Source organism: Chryseobacterium artocarpi (assembly GCF_001684975.1).
Taxonomy (GTDB): Bacteria; Bacteroidota; Bacteroidia; order Flavobacteriales; family Weeksellaceae; genus Chryseobacterium; species Chryseobacterium artocarpi.
Genome location: NZ_MAYH01000012.1, coordinates 234,047 through 251,573, shown reverse-complemented (window position 1 = coordinate 251,573; position 17,527 = coordinate 234,047). Strand labels below are relative to the sequence as shown.

Annotated in this window: 15 protein-coding genes; 6 read left to right on the top strand and 9 right to left on the bottom strand. The window is 35.3% G+C overall.

Going from position 1 to position 17,527, the window contains the following annotated elements; all coding sequences use genetic code 11:
• Window positions 1-93: 93 nt before the first annotated feature.
• Window positions 94-1,443: an AAA family ATPase gene (locus BBI01_RS05710; protein WP_065393714.1), complete on the bottom strand. Its 1,350-nt coding sequence runs from the start codon at window positions 1,441-1,443 to the stop codon at window positions 94-96.
• 144 nt (window positions 1,444-1,587) lie between these two features.
• Between BBI01_RS05710 and BBI01_RS05705 the strand changes: the two genes are divergently transcribed.
• Window positions 1,588-2,226, top strand: coding sequence for a hypothetical protein (locus BBI01_RS05705; protein ID WP_065393713.1), 639 nt, complete (start codon window positions 1,588-1,590; stop codon window positions 2,224-2,226).
• Window positions 2,223-2,876, top strand: coding sequence for a hypothetical protein (locus tag BBI01_RS05700; RefSeq protein WP_065393712.1), 654 nt, complete (start codon window positions 2,223-2,225; stop codon window positions 2,874-2,876). Before BBI01_RS05705 ends, BBI01_RS05700 begins: the two co-directional genes overlap by 4 nt.
• A gap of 37 nt (window positions 2,877-2,913) precedes the next feature.
• Here BBI01_RS05700 and msrB read toward each other — a convergent pair whose 3' ends face one another.
• From msrB to BBI01_RS05680, 4 genes are all read right to left on the bottom strand, one after another.
• Window positions 2,914-4,014 carry a peptide-methionine (R)-S-oxide reductase MsrB gene (gene msrB / locus BBI01_RS05695; RefSeq protein ID WP_083190047.1) on the bottom strand — a complete coding sequence of 367 codons (1,101 nt, stop codon included), beginning with the start codon at window positions 4,012-4,014 and terminating at the stop codon, window positions 2,914-2,916.
• Window positions 4,015-4,024: 10 nt separating this feature from the next.
• Window positions 4,025-4,477 (bottom strand): DUF417 family protein, encoded by a 453-nt coding sequence (locus BBI01_RS05690; protein WP_065393710.1) that lies wholly within the window; start codon window positions 4,475-4,477, stop codon window positions 4,025-4,027.
• Window positions 4,478-4,555: 78 nt separating this feature from the next.
• Entirely contained in the window at window positions 4,556-4,768 is a 213-nt protein-coding gene (locus tag BBI01_RS05685) for a hypothetical protein (RefSeq protein WP_228393944.1), read from the bottom strand.
• Between the two features lie 59 nt (window positions 4,769-4,827).
• A complete protein-coding gene (locus BBI01_RS05680) occupies window positions 4,828-5,379 on the bottom strand; it encodes an RNA polymerase sigma factor (RefSeq protein ID WP_065393708.1) in 552 nt (183 codons plus the stop codon).
• Window positions 5,380-5,830: 451 nt separating this feature from the next.
• On the opposite strand from BBI01_RS05680, the gene alaS reads away from it, so the two are divergent.
• From alaS to BBI01_RS05660, 4 genes are all read left to right on the top strand, one after another.
• On the top strand, window positions 5,831-8,434 hold the full coding sequence (gene alaS / locus BBI01_RS05675; RefSeq protein WP_065393707.1) for an alanine--tRNA ligase: 2,604 nt from the start codon (window positions 5,831-5,833) through the stop codon (window positions 8,432-8,434).
• A 287-nt stretch (window positions 8,435-8,721) separates the two neighbouring features.
• Window positions 8,722-11,046, top strand: a complete 2,325-nt coding sequence (locus BBI01_RS05670; RefSeq protein WP_228393943.1) for a hypothetical protein — start codon at window positions 8,722-8,724, stop codon at window positions 11,044-11,046.
• A gap of 36 nt (window positions 11,047-11,082) precedes the next feature.
• Window positions 11,083-11,319, top strand: a complete 237-nt coding sequence (locus BBI01_RS05665; RefSeq protein WP_065393705.1) for a hypothetical protein — start codon at window positions 11,083-11,085, stop codon at window positions 11,317-11,319.
• A gap of 6 nt (window positions 11,320-11,325) precedes the next feature.
• On the top strand, window positions 11,326-12,795 hold the full coding sequence (locus tag BBI01_RS05660; RefSeq protein ID WP_065393704.1) for a M20/M25/M40 family metallo-hydrolase: 1,470 nt from the start codon (window positions 11,326-11,328) through the stop codon (window positions 12,793-12,795).
• A gap of 308 nt (window positions 12,796-13,103) precedes the next feature.
• Here BBI01_RS05660 and ilvA read toward each other — a convergent pair whose 3' ends face one another.
• From ilvA to ilvB, 4 genes are all read right to left on the bottom strand, one after another.
• Entirely contained in the window at window positions 13,104-14,366 is a 1,263-nt protein-coding gene (ilvA, locus tag BBI01_RS05655) for a threonine ammonia-lyase IlvA (RefSeq protein ID WP_065393703.1), read from the bottom strand.
• 13 nt (window positions 14,367-14,379) lie between these two features.
• Window positions 14,380-15,426 carry a ketol-acid reductoisomerase gene (gene ilvC / locus BBI01_RS05650; RefSeq protein ID WP_065393702.1) on the bottom strand — a complete coding sequence of 349 codons (1,047 nt, stop codon included), beginning with the start codon at window positions 15,424-15,426 and terminating at the stop codon, window positions 14,380-14,382.
• Between the two features lie 77 nt (window positions 15,427-15,503).
• A complete protein-coding gene (locus BBI01_RS05645; protein WP_065393701.1) occupies window positions 15,504-15,785 on the bottom strand; it encodes an ACT domain-containing protein in 282 nt (93 codons plus the stop codon).
• A gap of 12 nt (window positions 15,786-15,797) precedes the next feature.
• On the bottom strand, window positions 15,798-17,522 hold the full coding sequence (ilvB, locus tag BBI01_RS05640) for a biosynthetic-type acetolactate synthase large subunit (protein WP_065393700.1): 1,725 nt from the start codon (window positions 17,520-17,522) through the stop codon (window positions 15,798-15,800).
• Window positions 17,523-17,527: the final 5 nt, after the last annotated feature.

The following is a 17,527-nucleotide window of genomic DNA, read 5'->3' as shown; positions in this document are numbered from 1 at the left end:
AACTTGAAATGAGAGATAATAAAATGAATAGACTAAAATTAATCATTTACATCCCGTCATCTCATATCTCATATCTCGAATCTCGCATCCCCACTACTCTTCTTTCTCGTCGTTGTGTTGAAATCCAATCGCACGTCTTGGTTCTTCTACTACTTTATAAGTTTCCAATTCGCTGCGTAATGCCAAAATTCTAAATTGAAATTCATCAAAGTTATTGATAATCACATCTGCTAAAAATCGAGATACCTGATCAAGATATTCTTCGGTAAGTTTGGCTGCCGCATCTCGTAAGGCTCCGTTTAAAAGATTCTGATCAATCTTCAGCTTTTCATTTCTGGTTCTTTGATAAAGATTTTTGATTCGTTTTTTTAAGCTTTGTGTAAAATCAATCAGCATGGTATTACTGAAGACCTTCATTTTTGAAGATATATCATGCCAGAAAGGAATTTTGTCTGCTTTATTATTTTTAAGAATTTTATAAAGTAAGGAGTCTTCTTCAAGTCCTCTTGTCATTGCATATAAGATAATTTCAGAGCGTTCTGAAGCATTAGGTGGAAATATAGGAATCATCACATCAAATCTTCCGGGAGCCAGAATTTCTTCATCAATTTCAGAAACGGAATTGGCTGAACCCACCATCAAAACGCCTTCTTTTTCAAATTTTCCGATATAATGAAGTATCAGTTCCTGAGCTTCCAGATTACAAGACGCAATATCTGTATCGGCTTTTCTTTGCATCATAATTTCATCGAAATCATCCATGAAAAGCAACATTTTATTTTCCTTCATCACCGTGAGAAGAAAATCACTGAAATTGATCTCATTTCCATCAATCAATGAAGTTCCCAAATAATGTTTTTTGACTTCTTTAAATTGATATCCGATAATTTCTGCAATTTTATTAGCCCAGAAAATTTTACCGCTTCCCGGAGGTCCGTACAAAATAATTCCTGCCGGTTTATTGATTCCCCAATCTTTAATCTGCTGGGGATTCAGGAACGGTTCCAGCACTGTTGAGGTATAAAAAAACAGATCTCTGTATCCTATAAAATCTCTTTGCTGGAGGCTGGTTTTATGTCCGAAATAGTCATATACGAATTTATAATTACCACCCAGTTTATTGTCTATTCCATAACTTGAAATAGAAGATTTAAAAAAACCGTTATCGAAAATATTAAGGTTATTATCCTTTATTGCTTTTTCTACTTTGTCTTTAGGCTGATTGATGACTTTGGCAATCTGTTCAAGTGTTTTGTTTTTGTCAAGATCTTTTTCGTAGAGTCTTAAAAAATCCACATTTTCACGGGCAAATTTTTCAAAGTCTTCTTTCACGTCAAAGTTTGTACTGATACAGTCTACCAATTCAAGATCAAAATCCTGTATAAACTGTTTGATGGCTTCTGCAGAGACATTTAGTTCTTCTGCGAGTTCAATTAACTTCATAATTCCCTATTAGTTCTATCAAATTTAATATTTTAATCTTAATTCTCATCAATACACCTGAATTTTAATAACAGAACTTAATTTCTACAGGTATTTCTTCCTTCAATCTTAAATTATTTTATAATTTTATCAAAAACGAATAGGATGAAAAAAATATATTATGTTCCGGGGCTCATCAGTGCTATATTACTTCCGATACTATTCTGGTATTATGGCAATCAAAGGGTTCATCCTCAATATACAGTGATGGATCTGGGAATACCTCCCAAAATTACGCCTAAAACTCCTTTAGAATATACTTTTGAGGCTTACAGAAACTGGAATTATAAAAAGATTTTTCTATCTCCCAATACAGCTTCAGAGAATCAACAATATTATATTTCTGAATTAAAAAAATTACAGGCAAGAAATGAGAAAGAAACAGGAATTGAATTTATAATTAATGACAAAAATAGTTATGAAGACTTTATGGTTATTATAAATGTAATGTATCTTTCTAAACAGGAAACATTTTGTGTTGATATAGGAAAAACAGGTCATCTTTTTGCGGTTCATGAATATGTTGACCCTGATAAATATATTCGTGCATATACCTGTGTAGTTGGACCCTACATTGATAATTATAAAGAAGAAAATCAATACAGAGGTTTTGACAGATTAAAATCTTTTGCAGAACTTCCAAAACAATCGTTTTATATGATCTTTGGTTTTTTATTATTTTTAAATATTTCAATGTTGAGTATAAAAGAAAATTTTCAATTTCATAGAAAAAAACTGGTATGAAAAGAGTGTATTATTTTCCAGGCTTGATCAGTGCTTTAGTGGTTCCTGTTCTGCTTTGGCATTTTGGTAACAGAAAAATTGAAGAAATAACCACTTCAGTAATAGATTTTAGACTTCCTGCCCAATTAAAAAAAGACAATAGCAATTATAATGATACTCTTGAGCCATTAAGAAGCTGGAATTTCAAAAAAATAGAGGTTCCGGCAGGTAAAGCAAAAGAAAATTCAGATGCATATGTTTCGGAAGTGAAAGCTTTACAACAAAGAAATGAGAAACATACAGGTCTTGAATTTATTTTAGGAGAAGAAAATACCTATGGAGATTTTGTTTCTATTCTCAATGACATGCATATTTCAAGACATGACGAATATGGCTTGGATCTGGAAAAAACCGGAAATTTAAATGTTCCTGTTACTTACCTGAATCCTTTGGTAGAATCTTGCGGGCTTTGTGGTGATGTTATAGAAGTAATAGACGATGGTCCATTGCATTCAGTTTCGTCATATGAATCCAGTAGTTTTGATAACATTCAAGACTTTCTGTCCCAACTGACCAAAGAGGCTTATTTTCTATTCTTAGGATTTCTTATCCTATCCTATTTTTCGTTGATAAGCTTTAGAGAAAGATTTTCAAAATCTATATTCAACTAAAAATAAATGGCTGCCAATCGGCAGCCATTCTTTCATATTACTTTTTATCTAACAACGGAAGATATTTTCCGTATCCTTTACTTTCCATTTCGGCTTTTGGGATAAACTTCAGAGAAGCACTGTTGATGCAATAACGAAGACCTCCTTTATCCTCGGGTCCATCGTTGAAAACGTGTCCTAAATGCGCATCTCCGGTTTTACTTCTTACCTCTACTCTTGTCATTCCGTGAGTACGATCCATTTTTTCATCAATTAAACTTTTTGTAATTGGTTTTGAAAAGCTTGGCCAGCCACAACCTGACTGAAATTTATCTGTTGAGATAAACAAAGGTTCTCCTGTTGTAATATCTACATAAATTCCTTCGCGGGTTTCATCCCAGTATTCATTCTGGAAAGGTCTTTCTGTACCGTTTTCCTGAGTAACATTATATTGCTCTGCTGTAAGTTTCTCTTTTAAAACCTTTTTATCCTGTTTTTGATAAGAAGTTGCCTTTGGTAGCGGGTTTGCTTTTTTAGCCATTTCAAAAAGTCCTGGCTCAATATGGCAATATCCGCCCAGATTTTTATCCAGATAATCCTGATGATAATCCTCTGCTTTATAGAAATTTTTCAAAGGAATGGTTTCTACAACGATTGGTTTACTATAATTTTTTGCCAGTTTCTGAACTTCTCCTTTTACTACAGCTTCATCATTTTTATCTGTAAAATAAATTCCGGTTCTGTATTGGTTTCCTCTGTCATTGCCCTGTTGATTAATACTTGTTGGATCAATTGTTTTAAAATACAGATCAATTAACAACTTTAAATCTACCTGCTCAGGATCATATTTTACTTTCACTGTTTCTGCAAATCCTGTCGTGTGGCTTACAACTTCTTCATACGTAGGATTCTGTGTATTACCATTAGCATATCCCACTTCCGTACCTACAACACCGCGGATCTGCTGAAAAAAATGTTCTGTTCCCCAAAAACATCCACCTGCAAAATAAATTTCCCTAAGATTCTTGTTATCCATAATTTCCTGTTTTTCTTTTTTTACTTCTACATCAATAGGCTTATTTTTTTTAAAAAGCCCTGTCCCAGCAGCGAAAACTGCTATACCCAGAATAATACCGAGTACAATTAATATATTTTTCATATTTAGCTTTTTATTCATTATTTCTTGTTTGAACTATCATCAATCCAAATCCTAAAAGCATCAGATCTTTCAGGATAAAAAAGTCTGTTACAGGCACTCCATCTACCACTTTCCATATTCCCGGTGTTGTAAACAGATAGCTTAGCGTTACCAGAAAAGTAACGATCATTCCTATTCCCGCATATTGTTTTAAGAATGCAAATTTCGCACTAAATATCAGTAGTAAAGCAATGATAATTTCTATCACTCCGATAAGATTTGACACTGCCTGCACGCTCATAATCTTATATACGAAAAAGGTAAGAAAATGGTTTTCTACCAATGGTTTTATAGCAGCAGCTTCTGTAGGGGTAAATTTGAAGATACCGATCCACAATAGGATAAGAGCGGCTCCAAAAAGTGAAATACAATACCCGGTTTGGGTTGAGAGATTCTGTTTAGATTTCTGTACTGTTCCGACCATTTTTTTAATTTTAAATTAATACTTCGTTGTTTTCACAAGTATAGTCGGTGTCTTTTTATAATCCTGACAAAAATTTAATTAAAAATTTAATTTATCAAACATTTTATTTTTAAAATCCTGAATTTCAGACTCATTAATTTCTGCTTCTTTTTCTGAAAAGGCCTTTTCAAAAATTTTATCCAGAACGGCAAGCTTCTCATTATACATTTTACACCATTTGCAGATCATCAAATGCCTGTTAAGCTTCCTGTTTTCCTGAGCTGAAATGGAATTTGCATTACGCTTTTCCATGAGTAAAGTGGCTTCACTGCAAGGTAAAAATAGCATATGTAGAATTTTTCTTATCATTTTTATACTCTTGAAAACCAATTAAACTCCAGGCATTCTCTCAATTGCATCCGGCTCCGTTGAAGAACCTTCCAAAGATTAGTCGCGGAAACATCTAATTCCTGACTTACTTCTGCAGCTTTTTTTTCTTCGAGGTAATACATTTTCAACAAAATCTTCCATCTGGCAGGTAATTCCTCAATACATTCCTCTAGTGTTTTATTAAAATCAGTATTATTCAAAAGCTCATTTTCTTCTCCTGATACATTCCAGTCTTGCAGAACATCATTATTTTTCCAAGAACCTGTTTCATCAAAAAAATGATCCAGCCTTATATTAGGTTCTGATTTGTATTTTTTACGGTAAAAGTCTGCAACTTTTCTCTGAAGAATAGACATCAGCCAGGTTAATGGCTGGCTTTTCCCTTCAAATGAATGATAATTTGAAAATGCAGCTATAAAAACATCCTGAACTACGTCCTGAGCATCTTCTTTATTGGAAAGCATATAAAGAGCTTTCTTCAGAAGCGGTCCCGAATATTGATCTATCCAGCTTTTCAGAATCTCGTTTTTCATTATTGGAAGTATGTTTTGTCTTATTTCTGATCTTAACGAAGGTAATAAGTTAAATGGAAATGAGCAAAAATATTCTTTGAACTGATGATTTTGTTGGGAATCGCAAAGACGCGAGGATTTTAAATAAATATATATGTTTTTAAGGGCAGGGATTTTATCTTCAATAAAATTGTATACTGTTTATATAGCCACGAATGCACGAATGAGAAAGTGAATTCGTGGCAAAAAACAGATAGGGAATCATTCAAAAAACTTTACGTCTTTGCATTTAAAAAAAATTAATGATTCTACAGCATGATATTACCAATATATTCCTTTGTGCAAATAATTATTATGTCCGACATTTGATAAAACATCCTTGAAAATATCAAATATTAGATATTAAATCACCTAAAAATATTAAATTTGCATCTTATCAAAATTTGATACTAAAAAAAGCAAAAGCAATACTATGACATCACAAGAGATACGTCAAAAATTTTTAGACTATTTTAAAAGTAAGGAACACCTTATCGTTCCTTCAGCTCCTATTGTGCTGAAAGACGACCCTACCCTTATGTTTTCCAACTCAGGAATGACGCAGTTCAAGGATTTCTTCCTTGGCTACAAAACACCTACCGCCCCAAGAATTGCCGATACACAGAAGTGTCTTAGGGTTTCTGGAAAACACAACGATTTGGATGATGTAGGTAGAGATACTTACCACCACACCATGTTTGAAATGTTGGGGAACTGGTCTTTCGGGGATTACTTCAAAAAGGAGGCTATTGCTTTTGCCTGGGAATTATTGACTGAAGTATACGGAATTCCAAAGGAGAATTTATATGTAACTATTTTCGAAGGAGATGCATCTGAAAACCTTAACAGAGATCAGGATGCTTTTGACTTCTGGAAGTCTCACATTTCTGAAGACAGAATCATCAACGGAAATAAGAAGGATAACTTCTGGGAAATGGGTGCAAGCGGACCTTGCGGACCTTGTTCGGAAATTCATATCGATTTAAGAACTCCGGAAGAAAAAGCTAAAGTTTCTGGTTTGGAATTAGTGAACAACGATCACCCTCAAGTGGTGGAAGTTTGGAATCTCGTTTTCATGGAATTTAACAGAAAGGCTGATGGTTCTTTGGAAAAACTACCTGCTCAGCATGTAGATACAGGAATGGGCTTTGAGCGTCTTTGTATGGCGCTTCAAGGGAAATCTTCCAACTATGACACTGATGTTTTCACTCCGCTAATTGCGAAGGTTGAAGAACTTTCAGGGAAAAAATATACCGGAATTTTAGAAGATGAAAAAGATATTGCTATCCGTGTGGTAGTGGATCATATCAGAGCGGTTTCTTTTGCGATTGCAGACGGACAATTACCTTCAAACGGAGGAGCTGGTTATGTTATCAGAAGAATTTTGAGAAGAGGAATTTCTTATTCTTATCGATTCTTGGATATGAAAGAACCTTTCCTTTACAAATTGGTTGCTGTTCTTCAGGAACAAATGGGAGCATTCTTCCCTGAGCTTGAAAAGCAAGGAACTTTGGTAACAGAAGTTATCAAAAGTGAAGAAGATTCATTCTTAAAAACCATTGAAAACGGATTGATCAGAGTTGAAAAATTGATTCAACAGACGATTGCTGATAATTTAAAAGTATTACCAAGCGAAGAAGTTTTCGAATTATATGATACTTATGGTTTCCCTGATGACTTGACGAGAATTATTGCTGAGGAAAAAGGGTTAACGATTGATGAGGAAGGATTCAAAGCTGAAATGGAAAAACAAAAGCAACGTTCCAAATCTGATTCTGCTCAAAAAGTTTATGACTGGGTTGTTTTAGAAGAAAAACCGGAAGCTTTCGTTGGATATGACCAAATCGAATCTGAAACTTATATTACAAGATATAGAAAGGTAGAAAATAAAGACGGAGAATTTTATCAGGTTGTGCTGAGCAACTCTCCATTCTACCCTGAAGGTGGTGGACAGGTTGGAGACAAAGGTATTCTTGAAAATGCCACTGAAAGCTTCGAAGTACTTGAAACTAAAAAAGAAAATGGTCTTATCATTTCTTTGATCAGCGGTCTTCCAAAAGATGCAGGGGCTGTTTTCTATGCTAAAGTAAATGCTACAGATAGAAAAAACTCTCAGGCAAACCACTCTGTGACTCACCTTTTACATGAGGCTTTAAGAGATGTTTTAGGCACTCACGTAGAGCAAAAAGGTTCTTACGTAGGTCCTGATTATTTACGTTTCGACTTCTCTCACTTTAATAAAATGACGGAAGAAGAAATTGCTTTAATTGAAGAAAAAGTAAACCACAAGATCAAAGAAAGTATTGCATTACAGGAATTCAGAAGCATTCCAATTGCTGAAGCTTTAGAGAAAGGAGCAATGGCTTTATTTGGTGAAAAATATGGTGACAATGTGAGAATGATCCAGTTCGGAAGCTCTAAGGAACTTTGTGGAGGAACTCACGTAAAAAACACTAGTGAAATCGGTCATTTCAAAATTACTTCTGAAGGTTCTGCAGCAGCGGGAATAAGAAGAATTGAAGCAATTTCAGGTGATAAATCTGAAGAATACTTCAAGAATCTTGAAAAGCAGATTATTGAGCTTTCACAGCTATTAAAGTCTAAAGATGTTGTAAGATCTATCGAAAAATTAATCGAGGAAAATGCTTCATTAAAGTCTGAAGTAGATGCTCTTAAAAAAGAAAAAGCAAAAGGAGAAATCGGTGACTGGAAGAATGCTTACGAGCAGAAAGGTAACAAACAGTTATTAGTAAAAAAGACTTCTTTAGATGCTGGATCTGTTAAAGATATTGTATTCCAGCTGAAGAGAGAGATCCCAACTTCGGTAACGATTATTCTTTCTGATGCAGACGGTAAACCAATGATCACTGTTGGAGTTTCTGATGATCTGGCTGCAGATTATCAGGCAGGAGCTATTGTAAAAGATCTTGCTAAAGAAATTCAAGGTGGTGGTGGTGGAAATCCTGGTTTTGCGACTGCTGGTGGTAAAAACCTTGATGGATTAGAAAACGCTTATCAAAAGGCTTTAAATATTTAATACATTATTTAAACATATAGAAACTCCTGGATTGATTAATTCAGGAGTTTTTTTATTGGAAAATCTCAGGAATTCAGGAAAGACTATCTTCAACCAAACTCAATCTTTATCTTTTCAGAAAAAGCCATCTCTACATTAGATTAAATCAATGTTATACTCTGTTAAAAACTTTTGTACAACAATAAATATTATTAATTTTGACATTGTTTTTTTAGATGAAAAAGAGTTTACAATTACTATTTTTTTTGATATTCTTTTTGGGTTATTCGCAATTGAAAATTAAAGTTGTGGATGATTCCAATCAAAAACCTGTCCCTAATGCAAAAATTTCCTGTGATGACAAAATTCTCGGTTACACCAATACACTAGGAGTCTTAGAGTTTCAGACAGGTTGTAAGAACATCAACATTGAAGCAAATTCTTATCAGAAGGAAATAACCACTGTAGAAAGCAGTATGGAAGTTTCTCTTCTTAAAAACTCATCAAAAACGACAGCCATTGATGCCATTGTCATTGAGGATAAAAGTGATCCGCGTGCCTTGGAAATTCTAAAAAAAGTAAACAAGCTGTTCAACGAAAATTCTCCTAAAAGTCTGGGATCCTATTCTTTTAAATCTTACGAGAAAGTATCTTTGGATATTGATGAAGACAGCCTTACCCAGTTCAATCAGTATTTTAATGAGCTTAATCTTTTTAAGAAAAAGAGAGAAAAGGATTCATTGAGTAACATCAATGCAAGAAGAATATTTGCAAAAAGTAAACTCTTCCTTTGGGAAAGAGCGCAGGAATTTTTGTATTCTAAAAAGTATGGAGAGAAGATTAATATTCTTGATAACAGAATTTCCGGTTTAAAGCAACCGATATATGAAATGATTGCTCTCCAGCAGAGTAACAGAGATGTTGTTCCTGAACAGTTAAAACCTGAAAACAGAGGTCTTTACAGGTTCTTTCTTTCGGATACGATAGAGCTTGACGGCAGAAAAAACTTTGTAATCCGATTCCGTGAGGTAAATTATAAAAAACCAGACAGAAAGAGAAAGTACAATGGTGCTATTTATGTAGATACTGAAACTTACGGGATTAAAAAGATTGAAAATTTCAGTAAAAATAAAAATGACGGTATCATCACAAGTACGTGGATATTTTATAGCAATAAATGGTTCCTTGCTCATGAAACAGCCAAGCTCAAAATGGGTAAAATGGCGATGGGTGATAAAGACCACATCGATAGAAAAGACAAGAAGAATTTCAATACTTATGCTTACTTAACGTCAAAATATTTTGATTTTGAATCTCCTATTGAAGAAAAAGCCAAAGATTTTAAAGGCTATACTTTTTCGGTCAAAAATATTGACGGACATTCTCTGGATCAATACAGAACTGATCAGCTTACGGAAAGAGAACAAAACACCTACAAAACGATTGACAGTCTTGGTAAAAGATATAAAATCGACAGTAAAGCTCAAATGATTTCCGGTCTGCTCAATGGAGCAATAAGAGTAGGATCTGTAGATTTTGCAGTGGATGAGGTTGTTAATTATAACTCATACGAAGGTTTCAGACTTGGTTTAAAAGCTAAAGTGAATGAAAACTTCAATCCTTATATTTCTCCTGATTATTATTTCGCTTACGGTGTGAAAGATAGAACATGGAAATATGGGATGGGAATTGACGTAAAAACAACTTTAGAGAAAAACTCATTTTTCAGATTTGATTTTTACGATGATGTTACCGCATCCGGAGAATTTTACAGAAGACTCTGGAATTTTAAAATGAGAATGATGAACTTTGGGAACAACTTAAATAATGATAAGTATTTTCATTTCAAAGGAGCCTCTCTTTCTTATTTGAATGATGTAACGAACGGGCTTACCCTTGCTCTTGCAGTAAGGAGAAATACTGAGGAAGCTCAATTTGATTACCAGTTTAAGGATAGTGGATCTTCATTTAAAAACTTTAATACATTATTTACCTTAAAATATTCCCCGAATTCCACCAATATTATGACTCCACAGGGAAAATCCCTGATCGATCAGAAATATCCGGAATTGTATTTCAACTATGAGCAGAGTTACAAAATGGCAGGTGGAGATTTTAATTATTCCCGTTTTGATGCTCTTTTTGTACACAACTTCAAAACCGTAATCGGAACTACCGGATTCAGACTTTATGGAGGAATGGTTTTAGGAGCAGCCCCTATCTGGAAGAACTTTACAATGAACGGACTTGCATCTCCCGGGAAAGATTTTAATTTTAACCTTACTTCATTTCTTGGATTTGCTACTTTGGAAGGAGGAAAGTATTATAACGATAAATTTGTTGCCTATTATTTCACTCACAGACTTCCCTGGTATTTCAAAAGCTTCGGACACAATGTTTCCAGCTTTGATTTTGTATTGCGAGGAACTATCGGAGATATGAAACATCCGGAATACCATCAGTTTAAGTTCAGAAAGCTTGACCATCTTTATCAGGAAGTTGGATTGGAATGGAATAACTTTCTTTCCAGCTATTTCAATCTGGGCTTATTCTACAGAGTGGGTTATTATGCAACGCCGCATTTCAAGGAGAATTTTGCCATTCAGTTTAAGCTGAAGTTCCTTGAATTTTAAATTACGATCTTTACACTTAAATATATTATCATAAACATGCAGACAATAGAAATAAAAGCAGAAGCGTTTTTTGAATTATTAAAACTAAAAGACACTTCCATGTGGGAAATTTTCTCACAAATGATCAACGGAGAGGAAAAGGAAATTATATTTTTAGATAACGAGGATAAAATTCTGTTCAATTATATTTTACCTTCTGATCCGGAAAAACTGGAAGAAGACAGAAAAGAGTTTTCAAAACAATTTGCTGATAAACTGGGCAGCTTAAACTAAAAGCTTATGAATAAAAATTATGTTTTTTCCCTATTGAGTTTTCTTTTATTCAGTATCGGGAATGCTCAAAGCTATAAGAATCCATTGGTTTCTGCTATTAAGGAAACAGATCTGAGAAAGGATATGTACGAACTTGCCGCAGATCAGTTCTGGGGGCGTGAAGCAGGAACACTTGATGAATTAAAAGTATCCATGTGGCTTGCCGATAAAGCTAAAGAAGCAGGAATGAAACCTGCAGGTGATAATGGTACATTTTTTCAGTTTTTTGAAATGTACAGACATCAGGTTACTCCACAAAGCACCTTGAAAATTGGAGATCAGAATCTAAAGTTATGGAAGGATTTTTTAGTTGCTGAGCCTGTAAATTCTACTCTGGACGGAGATATTGTTTACGCAGGAAATGCTGAACCTGAAGATCTGTCAAAACTGAATATCAGAGGTAAAGTTCTTGCTGTAAATGCTTCGGATAAAAATATTGATAAGGAAATGACCCTTTTTGTAAGAAGATATCCTGGATTTGTAAGAACAAAATACTATAACAAAGCCAGTGAACTGGGAGCAAAAGGAATTATTTTCATTACCGATGATATTTCTGACAAAAGCTGGGTGGAAGTACTTCCCCAAATGACCAGAGGAAGCTACGGCGTAGAAGGTTTGAGAGAGAAAATAACTAGTAATATTCCTGTACTTTGGATCAAAAGGGAAAATGCAAATTGGGTAAAAAACAACCCAAAAATTTCTCTGAACCTCATGACTGAAACCTACAAATATCCTTCTGTAAACATCATCGGAAAGATAGAAGGTACGGATCCTGTACTTAAAAATGAATATGTTCTTCTAAGCGGACATCAGGACCATGACGGGATCAGACATCCTGTAAAAAATGACACTATTTATAACGGTGCTGATGACAACGCAAGTACTTGTGTAGCAATGTTGGCAATGGCAAGAGCTTACAAAAAACAACCTTCAAAAAGAAGTATTCTGTTTGTCTTCCATGGTGCTGAAGAAAGAGGTTTACTGGGATCAAGATGGCATGCCGCTCATCCTGTAGTTCCGAAAGAGAGTATTGTAGCTGTGCTGAATGGAGATATGATCGGAAGAAATGATAATAATGAAGCTGCTTTATTAGGTGGAAACGCTCCTCATAAGAATTCTGAAGAATTGGTAAAAATGGCTGAAGATGCCAATAATGAAAGTACAAAATTCAAGTATCTGAAAGATTGGGATTCTCCACAGCATGCTGAATATTTCTATTTCAGAAGTGATCATCTTCCGTATGCTAAAGTTGGAATTCCTGCAATATTTTTTACCAGCGTACTGCACGACCAATATCATACGCCACAAGATGAATCTGAAAACATCAACTATAAAAAGCTGTATAAAATGACAGAATGGATGTACAGAACATCCTGGAAAGTTGCTAACGAGGCTGAACGTCCGAAAGTGATTTCAAATTTTACACTTGAAAGATAAATGACCAATTCCGGCTCACGAATGTGAGCCGGAATTTTTTTGTTATAATGCCACAAATGCACGAATACTTTTAGTTGGATAGGATCATTTTTTCTCTTCAATAAATAAAAACCAACATATACAATTGGTAATTAAACGTTTACAACAAAATTAAAGCATATAAACCATTTACAAATTCATCTTTCTAGCTACAAAATTCTATGTAACTATGTGGTTATTTTTTTTAAACCACATAGATACATAGACTAATTACAGCCATAATTTTATTCGTGTATTCGTGGCTAGTAAAAATGTGGATGTATTTCTAATTAGATCAGCAAATTCATCAAAGAAGGATCATTATTTAAATAATTGACAAAGAAATCATACTTCTTCATTTTATCCATCAAAGGTGTAAAATCTTCTTTTTGTTTTAAAGCGATTCCTACGACTGCTATTCCCTTTTCCTTTGAATTTTTCTGAGTGTATTCAAAAAAAGTTATGTCATCATTACGCCCCAACACATCCATAACAAAGCTTTTTAAAGCCCCTGGACGTTGCGGAAACCTTACCAGAAAATAATGTTTTAAGTTGGCATAGAGCAAAGCTTTTTCTTTGATCTCTTCCATTCTTGTAATATCATTATTACTTCCACTGATGATGCAGACTACATTTTTTCCCTCTATCTGTTCTTTATATTTTTCCAGCACAGCGACAGAAAGTGCACCAGCCGGTTCCACCACAATGGCATCTTTATTATACAATGAAAGAATAGTCTCACATACCAACCCCTCTTCTACTCCTGCCATATCATGCAAAATATCTTTACAAATTTCAAAAGTATGATTTCCCACTTGTTGTACAGCTGCACCATCTACAAAACGACTGATCTTTTCAAGATGAACAGGTTTTCCTACTTCCAACGCCTTTTTCATACTTGCAGCTGCCGAAGGTTCTACTCCAATAATTTTGGTTTGGGGAGATAATTCTTTAAAAACAGTACAAACACCTGCAGCCAGCCCGCCACCACCTATTGGTACAAAAAGATAATCAATAGGTTCATCAGCCTGTTCAAGGATTTCCAATGCTGTCGTAGCTTGTCCTTCTATAATTGCGGGATCATCAAAAGGATGGATAAACATTCCGTTCTGCTCGTTGCAAAACCTCATCGCAGCATCTTTAGCTTTGTCAAAAGTATCTCCATGCAAAACAATATCAATATAATCTCCACCGAACATTTTTACCTGTTCCAATTTTTGTCCAGGCGTAGGCAAAGGCATGAAAATAGTTCCTTTAATCTTCATGCTATTACATGCAAAAGCAACACCCTGAGCATGATTTCCTGCACTGGCACAAACAATTCCTCTGGAAAGCTCTTCCTTCGACATCGTTGCCATTTTATTGTATGCCCCACGGATTTTATAAGATCTTACCCTTTGAAGGTCTTCCCTTTTGAATTGTACTTTCGCATTATAAACTGTTGACAGATTATTATTAATTGCCAAAGGGGTTTTAACACAGACATATTCTAGTCTTTCTGCTGCTTTATAAATAGTATCCAACCTGGATAGATATGTTTCTCCCGTCCTCATTTTACATTTTGTATTAATTATTCTCTGGTCTCAGGCTGCGTACAGTTTTTCCTGCTTTCCACATTTCACTTTCTCTTAATTCTGTAAGTTCTGCCTCCAGTTTTTCTCTGTAATCAGGCTTACTGTTGCTGTCGATGGATCTTTGTGCTTCGTTTCCTTTAGCAACGTTTTCATAAAGTTCTTCAAACAAAGGCGAAGTAGCATCTCTGAAACGTTTCCACCAGTCTAAAGCACCTCTTTGAGCGGTTGTACTACAGTTGGCATACATCCAATCCATTCCGTTTTCAGCTACTAAAGGCATCAATGATTGGGTCAACTCTTCTACTGTTTCATTAAATGCTTCAGACGGGCTGTGACCATTTTTTCTTAATACATCGTACTGTGCAGCAAATATCCCCTGAACAGCTCCCATCAAAGTTCCTCTTTCTCCTGCAAGATCACTATATACTTCTTTTTTAAAGTCTGTTTCGAATAAATAACCGCTTCCGATGGCAATTCCCAACGCGGTTACTCTATCTCTAGCCTTTCCCGTAGCATCCTGATAAACGGCAAAACTACTGTTCAGTCCTCTGTCTTGAAGGAACATTCTCCTTAATGAAGTTCCTGAACCTTTAGGAGCAACAAGAAAGACATCTACATCTGTCGGCGGAACAATTCCTGTACGTTCATTAAAGGTAATTCCAAATCCATGAGAGAAATACAAAGCTTTTCCAGGAGTAAGATGCTGCTTTACTTTAGGCCAGTATTCTATTTGTGCGGCATCACTTAACAAGTAACAGATTATCGTTCCTTTCTCTAATGCTTCTTCTATTTCAAATAATGTTTCACCAGGTACGAATCCGTCTGCTACAGCTTTATCCCATGATTTAGAATTTTTTCTCTGCCCTACAATAACATTAATTCCGTTATCTTTCTGATTTAATGCCTGCCCTGGTCCCTGTACTCCATAGCCAATTACTGCTACAACTTCATCTTTTAATACTTCCTGAGCTTTATTTAAGGGAAATTCTTCTCTTGTTACTACGTTTTCCTCTACTCCTCCGAAATTCAATTTTGCCATTTTTTTTGATTTTATTTGTTGTTTGATTTTTTAAATTTTAACCACTTTATCTTTTATCACAAAAGCTTTTTATTTTATTAGCTTGCGTATTCTATTGCTGTGAAATATGGATTTTTATGATAATGTACCTCTAATACATCTACCTGTTTTTCCATTTGTCTTGTAATTTTCTGAACCGATTCTTCTGATTCTCTAATCGTAATCACAAACTTTTTAATATTCTCTGTTTCCGAAGGTCCCATGTTAAAATGAATCATGGAAATTCTTCGTCTTGAGAAAATAGCATTGATTCTGCTCATCAATCCCAAACAATCTTCAGTATAGGCTGTTATGGTATATTCTTTATTTTCTGTTTTCATTTTCTATTTATTTTATGGTTTGTCATTCAATACAACTTCTGACACGCTTTTCCCTTGGGGGATCATCGGGAATACATTGTGTTTTTTACCTGTCATTACTTCAAGCAGAAATGCTTCATCATGTTCAAGCATTTCAAGAAAAGCGTCTTTTAAATCCTCTCTCTGGGTTACTTTCCTTCCTGCGATATGATATCCTTCCGCTACTTTTACAAATTCCGGACTTTGGATATCCACTGAGGAATATCTTTCTTCATGAAAAAGTTCCTGCCACTGTCTTACCATTCCCAGATAGCTGTTATTAAGAATTAGAATTTTAACCTTCGGATGATATTGCATGATCGTTCCCAACTCCTGAATATTCATTTGTGCTCCGCCGTCTCCCATGACCGCAATCACAGGAAGGTCATGATCTGCATAAGCGGCACCTATTGCTGCCGGAAGACAGAAACCCATCGTTCCCAATCCGCCACTGGTAATATTAGTTCGGGAGTTTTTAAAACTTGAATATCGACAGGTGACCATCTGATGTTGACCAACATCCGTAACAATAACTGCTTCTCCTTTTGTCATTTCATTAAGACATCTGATAACTTCTCCCATGGTGATCTCTCCTTCTGTGGGATACAGTTCTTCATTGATCAGGTTTATACTTTCTATTTCCAGACAGTCTTTGAACTTTTGAAGCCAGTCTGCATGTTCTTTTTCCTGTATTAAAGCGGTAATAAGCGGTAGCGTTTCTTTACAGTTTCCAAGAACCGGGACATCTGCTTTTACATTTTTATTGATTTCTGCTTTATCAATATCAAAGTGGATGATCTTTGCCTGTTTCGCATATTGGTCCAATCTTCCTGTAACACGGTCATCAAAGCGCATCCCAACTGCAATAAGCACATCACATTGATTGGTAAGAATATTCGGACCGTAATTTCCATGCATTCCTACCATTCCTACAGCCTGTGAATGGTGGGTTGGAACAGCTCCCATTCCTAAAACCGTCCATGCGACAGGAATCCCTGATTTTTCTGCAAACTGTAAAAATTCTTTTTCTGCTTTTCCAAGCATAATTCCCTGTCCTGCAATAATGAACGGACGTTCTGCATGGTTAATCAAATCTGCCGCCTTTTCAATATTTTCCATAGATGGAACCGGATCAGGTTTGTAGCTTCTTAAGGAATGACAGCGGGTATATCCTTTATATGAAACTTTCTGCAATTGAGCATTTTTAGTCACATCAATAAGCACTGGTCCCGGACGTCCTGATTTTGCGATATAAAAAGCTTTGGCTAAAACTTCAGGAAGCTCATTGGCATCGGTCACTTGATAATTCCATTTGGTAACAGGGCTGGTAATATTCATCACATCAATTTCCTGAAATGCATCTGTACCTAAAAGGTGTTCAAAAACCTGTCCTGTAATACATACAAGAGGAGTATTATCCAGCAAAGCATCGGCTAATCCTGTCACAAGATTCGTTGCACCGGGACCACTCGTAGCCATTACAACACCTACTTCACCTGAAACTCTGGCTAATCCCTGCGCAGCATGTACTGCAGCCTGCTCGTGACGGACAAGAATATGTTCCAGTTGGTCTTTATAATCGTAAAGTGCATCATAGATAGGAATAATAGCACCTCCCGGATATCCGAAAACGGTTTTCACTCCTTCCTGAAGAAATGCTTCAAGAATAATCCGGCTTCCGCTCAGTTCTGTTTCTGTAGATAGGTTTAAATTCTTCATGATGT

What these genes read in the sequence shown, in the direction of transcription:
- BBI01_RS05710 (WP_065393714.1), bottom strand. Translation starts at nt 1,443, where the DNA reads ATGAAGTTAATTGAACTCGCAGAAGAACTAAATGTCTCTGCAGAAGCC.
- BBI01_RS05705 (WP_065393713.1), top strand. Translation starts at nt 1,588, where the DNA reads ATGAAAAAAATATATTATGTTCCGGGGCTCATCAGTGCTATATTACTT.
- BBI01_RS05700 (WP_065393712.1), top strand. Translation starts at nt 2,223, where the DNA reads ATGAAAAGAGTGTATTATTTTCCAGGCTTGATCAGTGCTTTAGTGGTT.
- msrB (WP_083190047.1), bottom strand. Translation starts at nt 4,014, where the DNA reads ATGAAAAATATATTAATTGTACTCGGTATTATTCTGGGTATAGCAGTT.
- BBI01_RS05690 (WP_065393710.1), bottom strand. Translation starts at nt 4,477, where the DNA reads ATGGTCGGAACAGTACAGAAATCTAAACAGAATCTCTCAACCCAAACC.
- BBI01_RS05685 (WP_228393944.1), bottom strand. Translation starts at nt 4,768, where the DNA reads ATGGAAAAGCGTAATGCAAATTCCATTTCAGCTCAGGAAAACAGGAAG.
- BBI01_RS05680 (WP_065393708.1), bottom strand. Translation starts at nt 5,379, where the DNA reads ATGAAAAACGAGATTCTGAAAAGCTGGATAGATCAATATTCGGGACCG.
- alaS (WP_065393707.1), top strand. Translation starts at nt 5,831, where the DNA reads ATGACATCACAAGAGATACGTCAAAAATTTTTAGACTATTTTAAAAGT.
- BBI01_RS05665 (WP_065393705.1), top strand. Translation starts at nt 11,083, where the DNA reads ATGCAGACAATAGAAATAAAAGCAGAAGCGTTTTTTGAATTATTAAAA.
- BBI01_RS05660 (WP_065393704.1), top strand. Translation starts at nt 11,326, where the DNA reads ATGAATAAAAATTATGTTTTTTCCCTATTGAGTTTTCTTTTATTCAGT.
- ilvA (WP_065393703.1), bottom strand. Translation starts at nt 14,366, where the DNA reads ATGAGGACGGGAGAAACATATCTATCCAGGTTGGATACTATTTATAAA.
- ilvC (WP_065393702.1), bottom strand. Translation starts at nt 15,426, where the DNA reads ATGGCAAAATTGAATTTCGGAGGAGTAGAGGAAAACGTAGTAACAAGA.
- BBI01_RS05645 (WP_065393701.1), bottom strand. Translation starts at nt 15,785, where the DNA reads ATGAAAACAGAAAATAAAGAATATACCATAACAGCCTATACTGAAGAT.
- ilvB (WP_065393700.1), bottom strand. Translation starts at nt 17,522, where the DNA reads ATGAAGAATTTAAACCTATCTACAGAAACAGAACTGAGCGGAAGCCGG.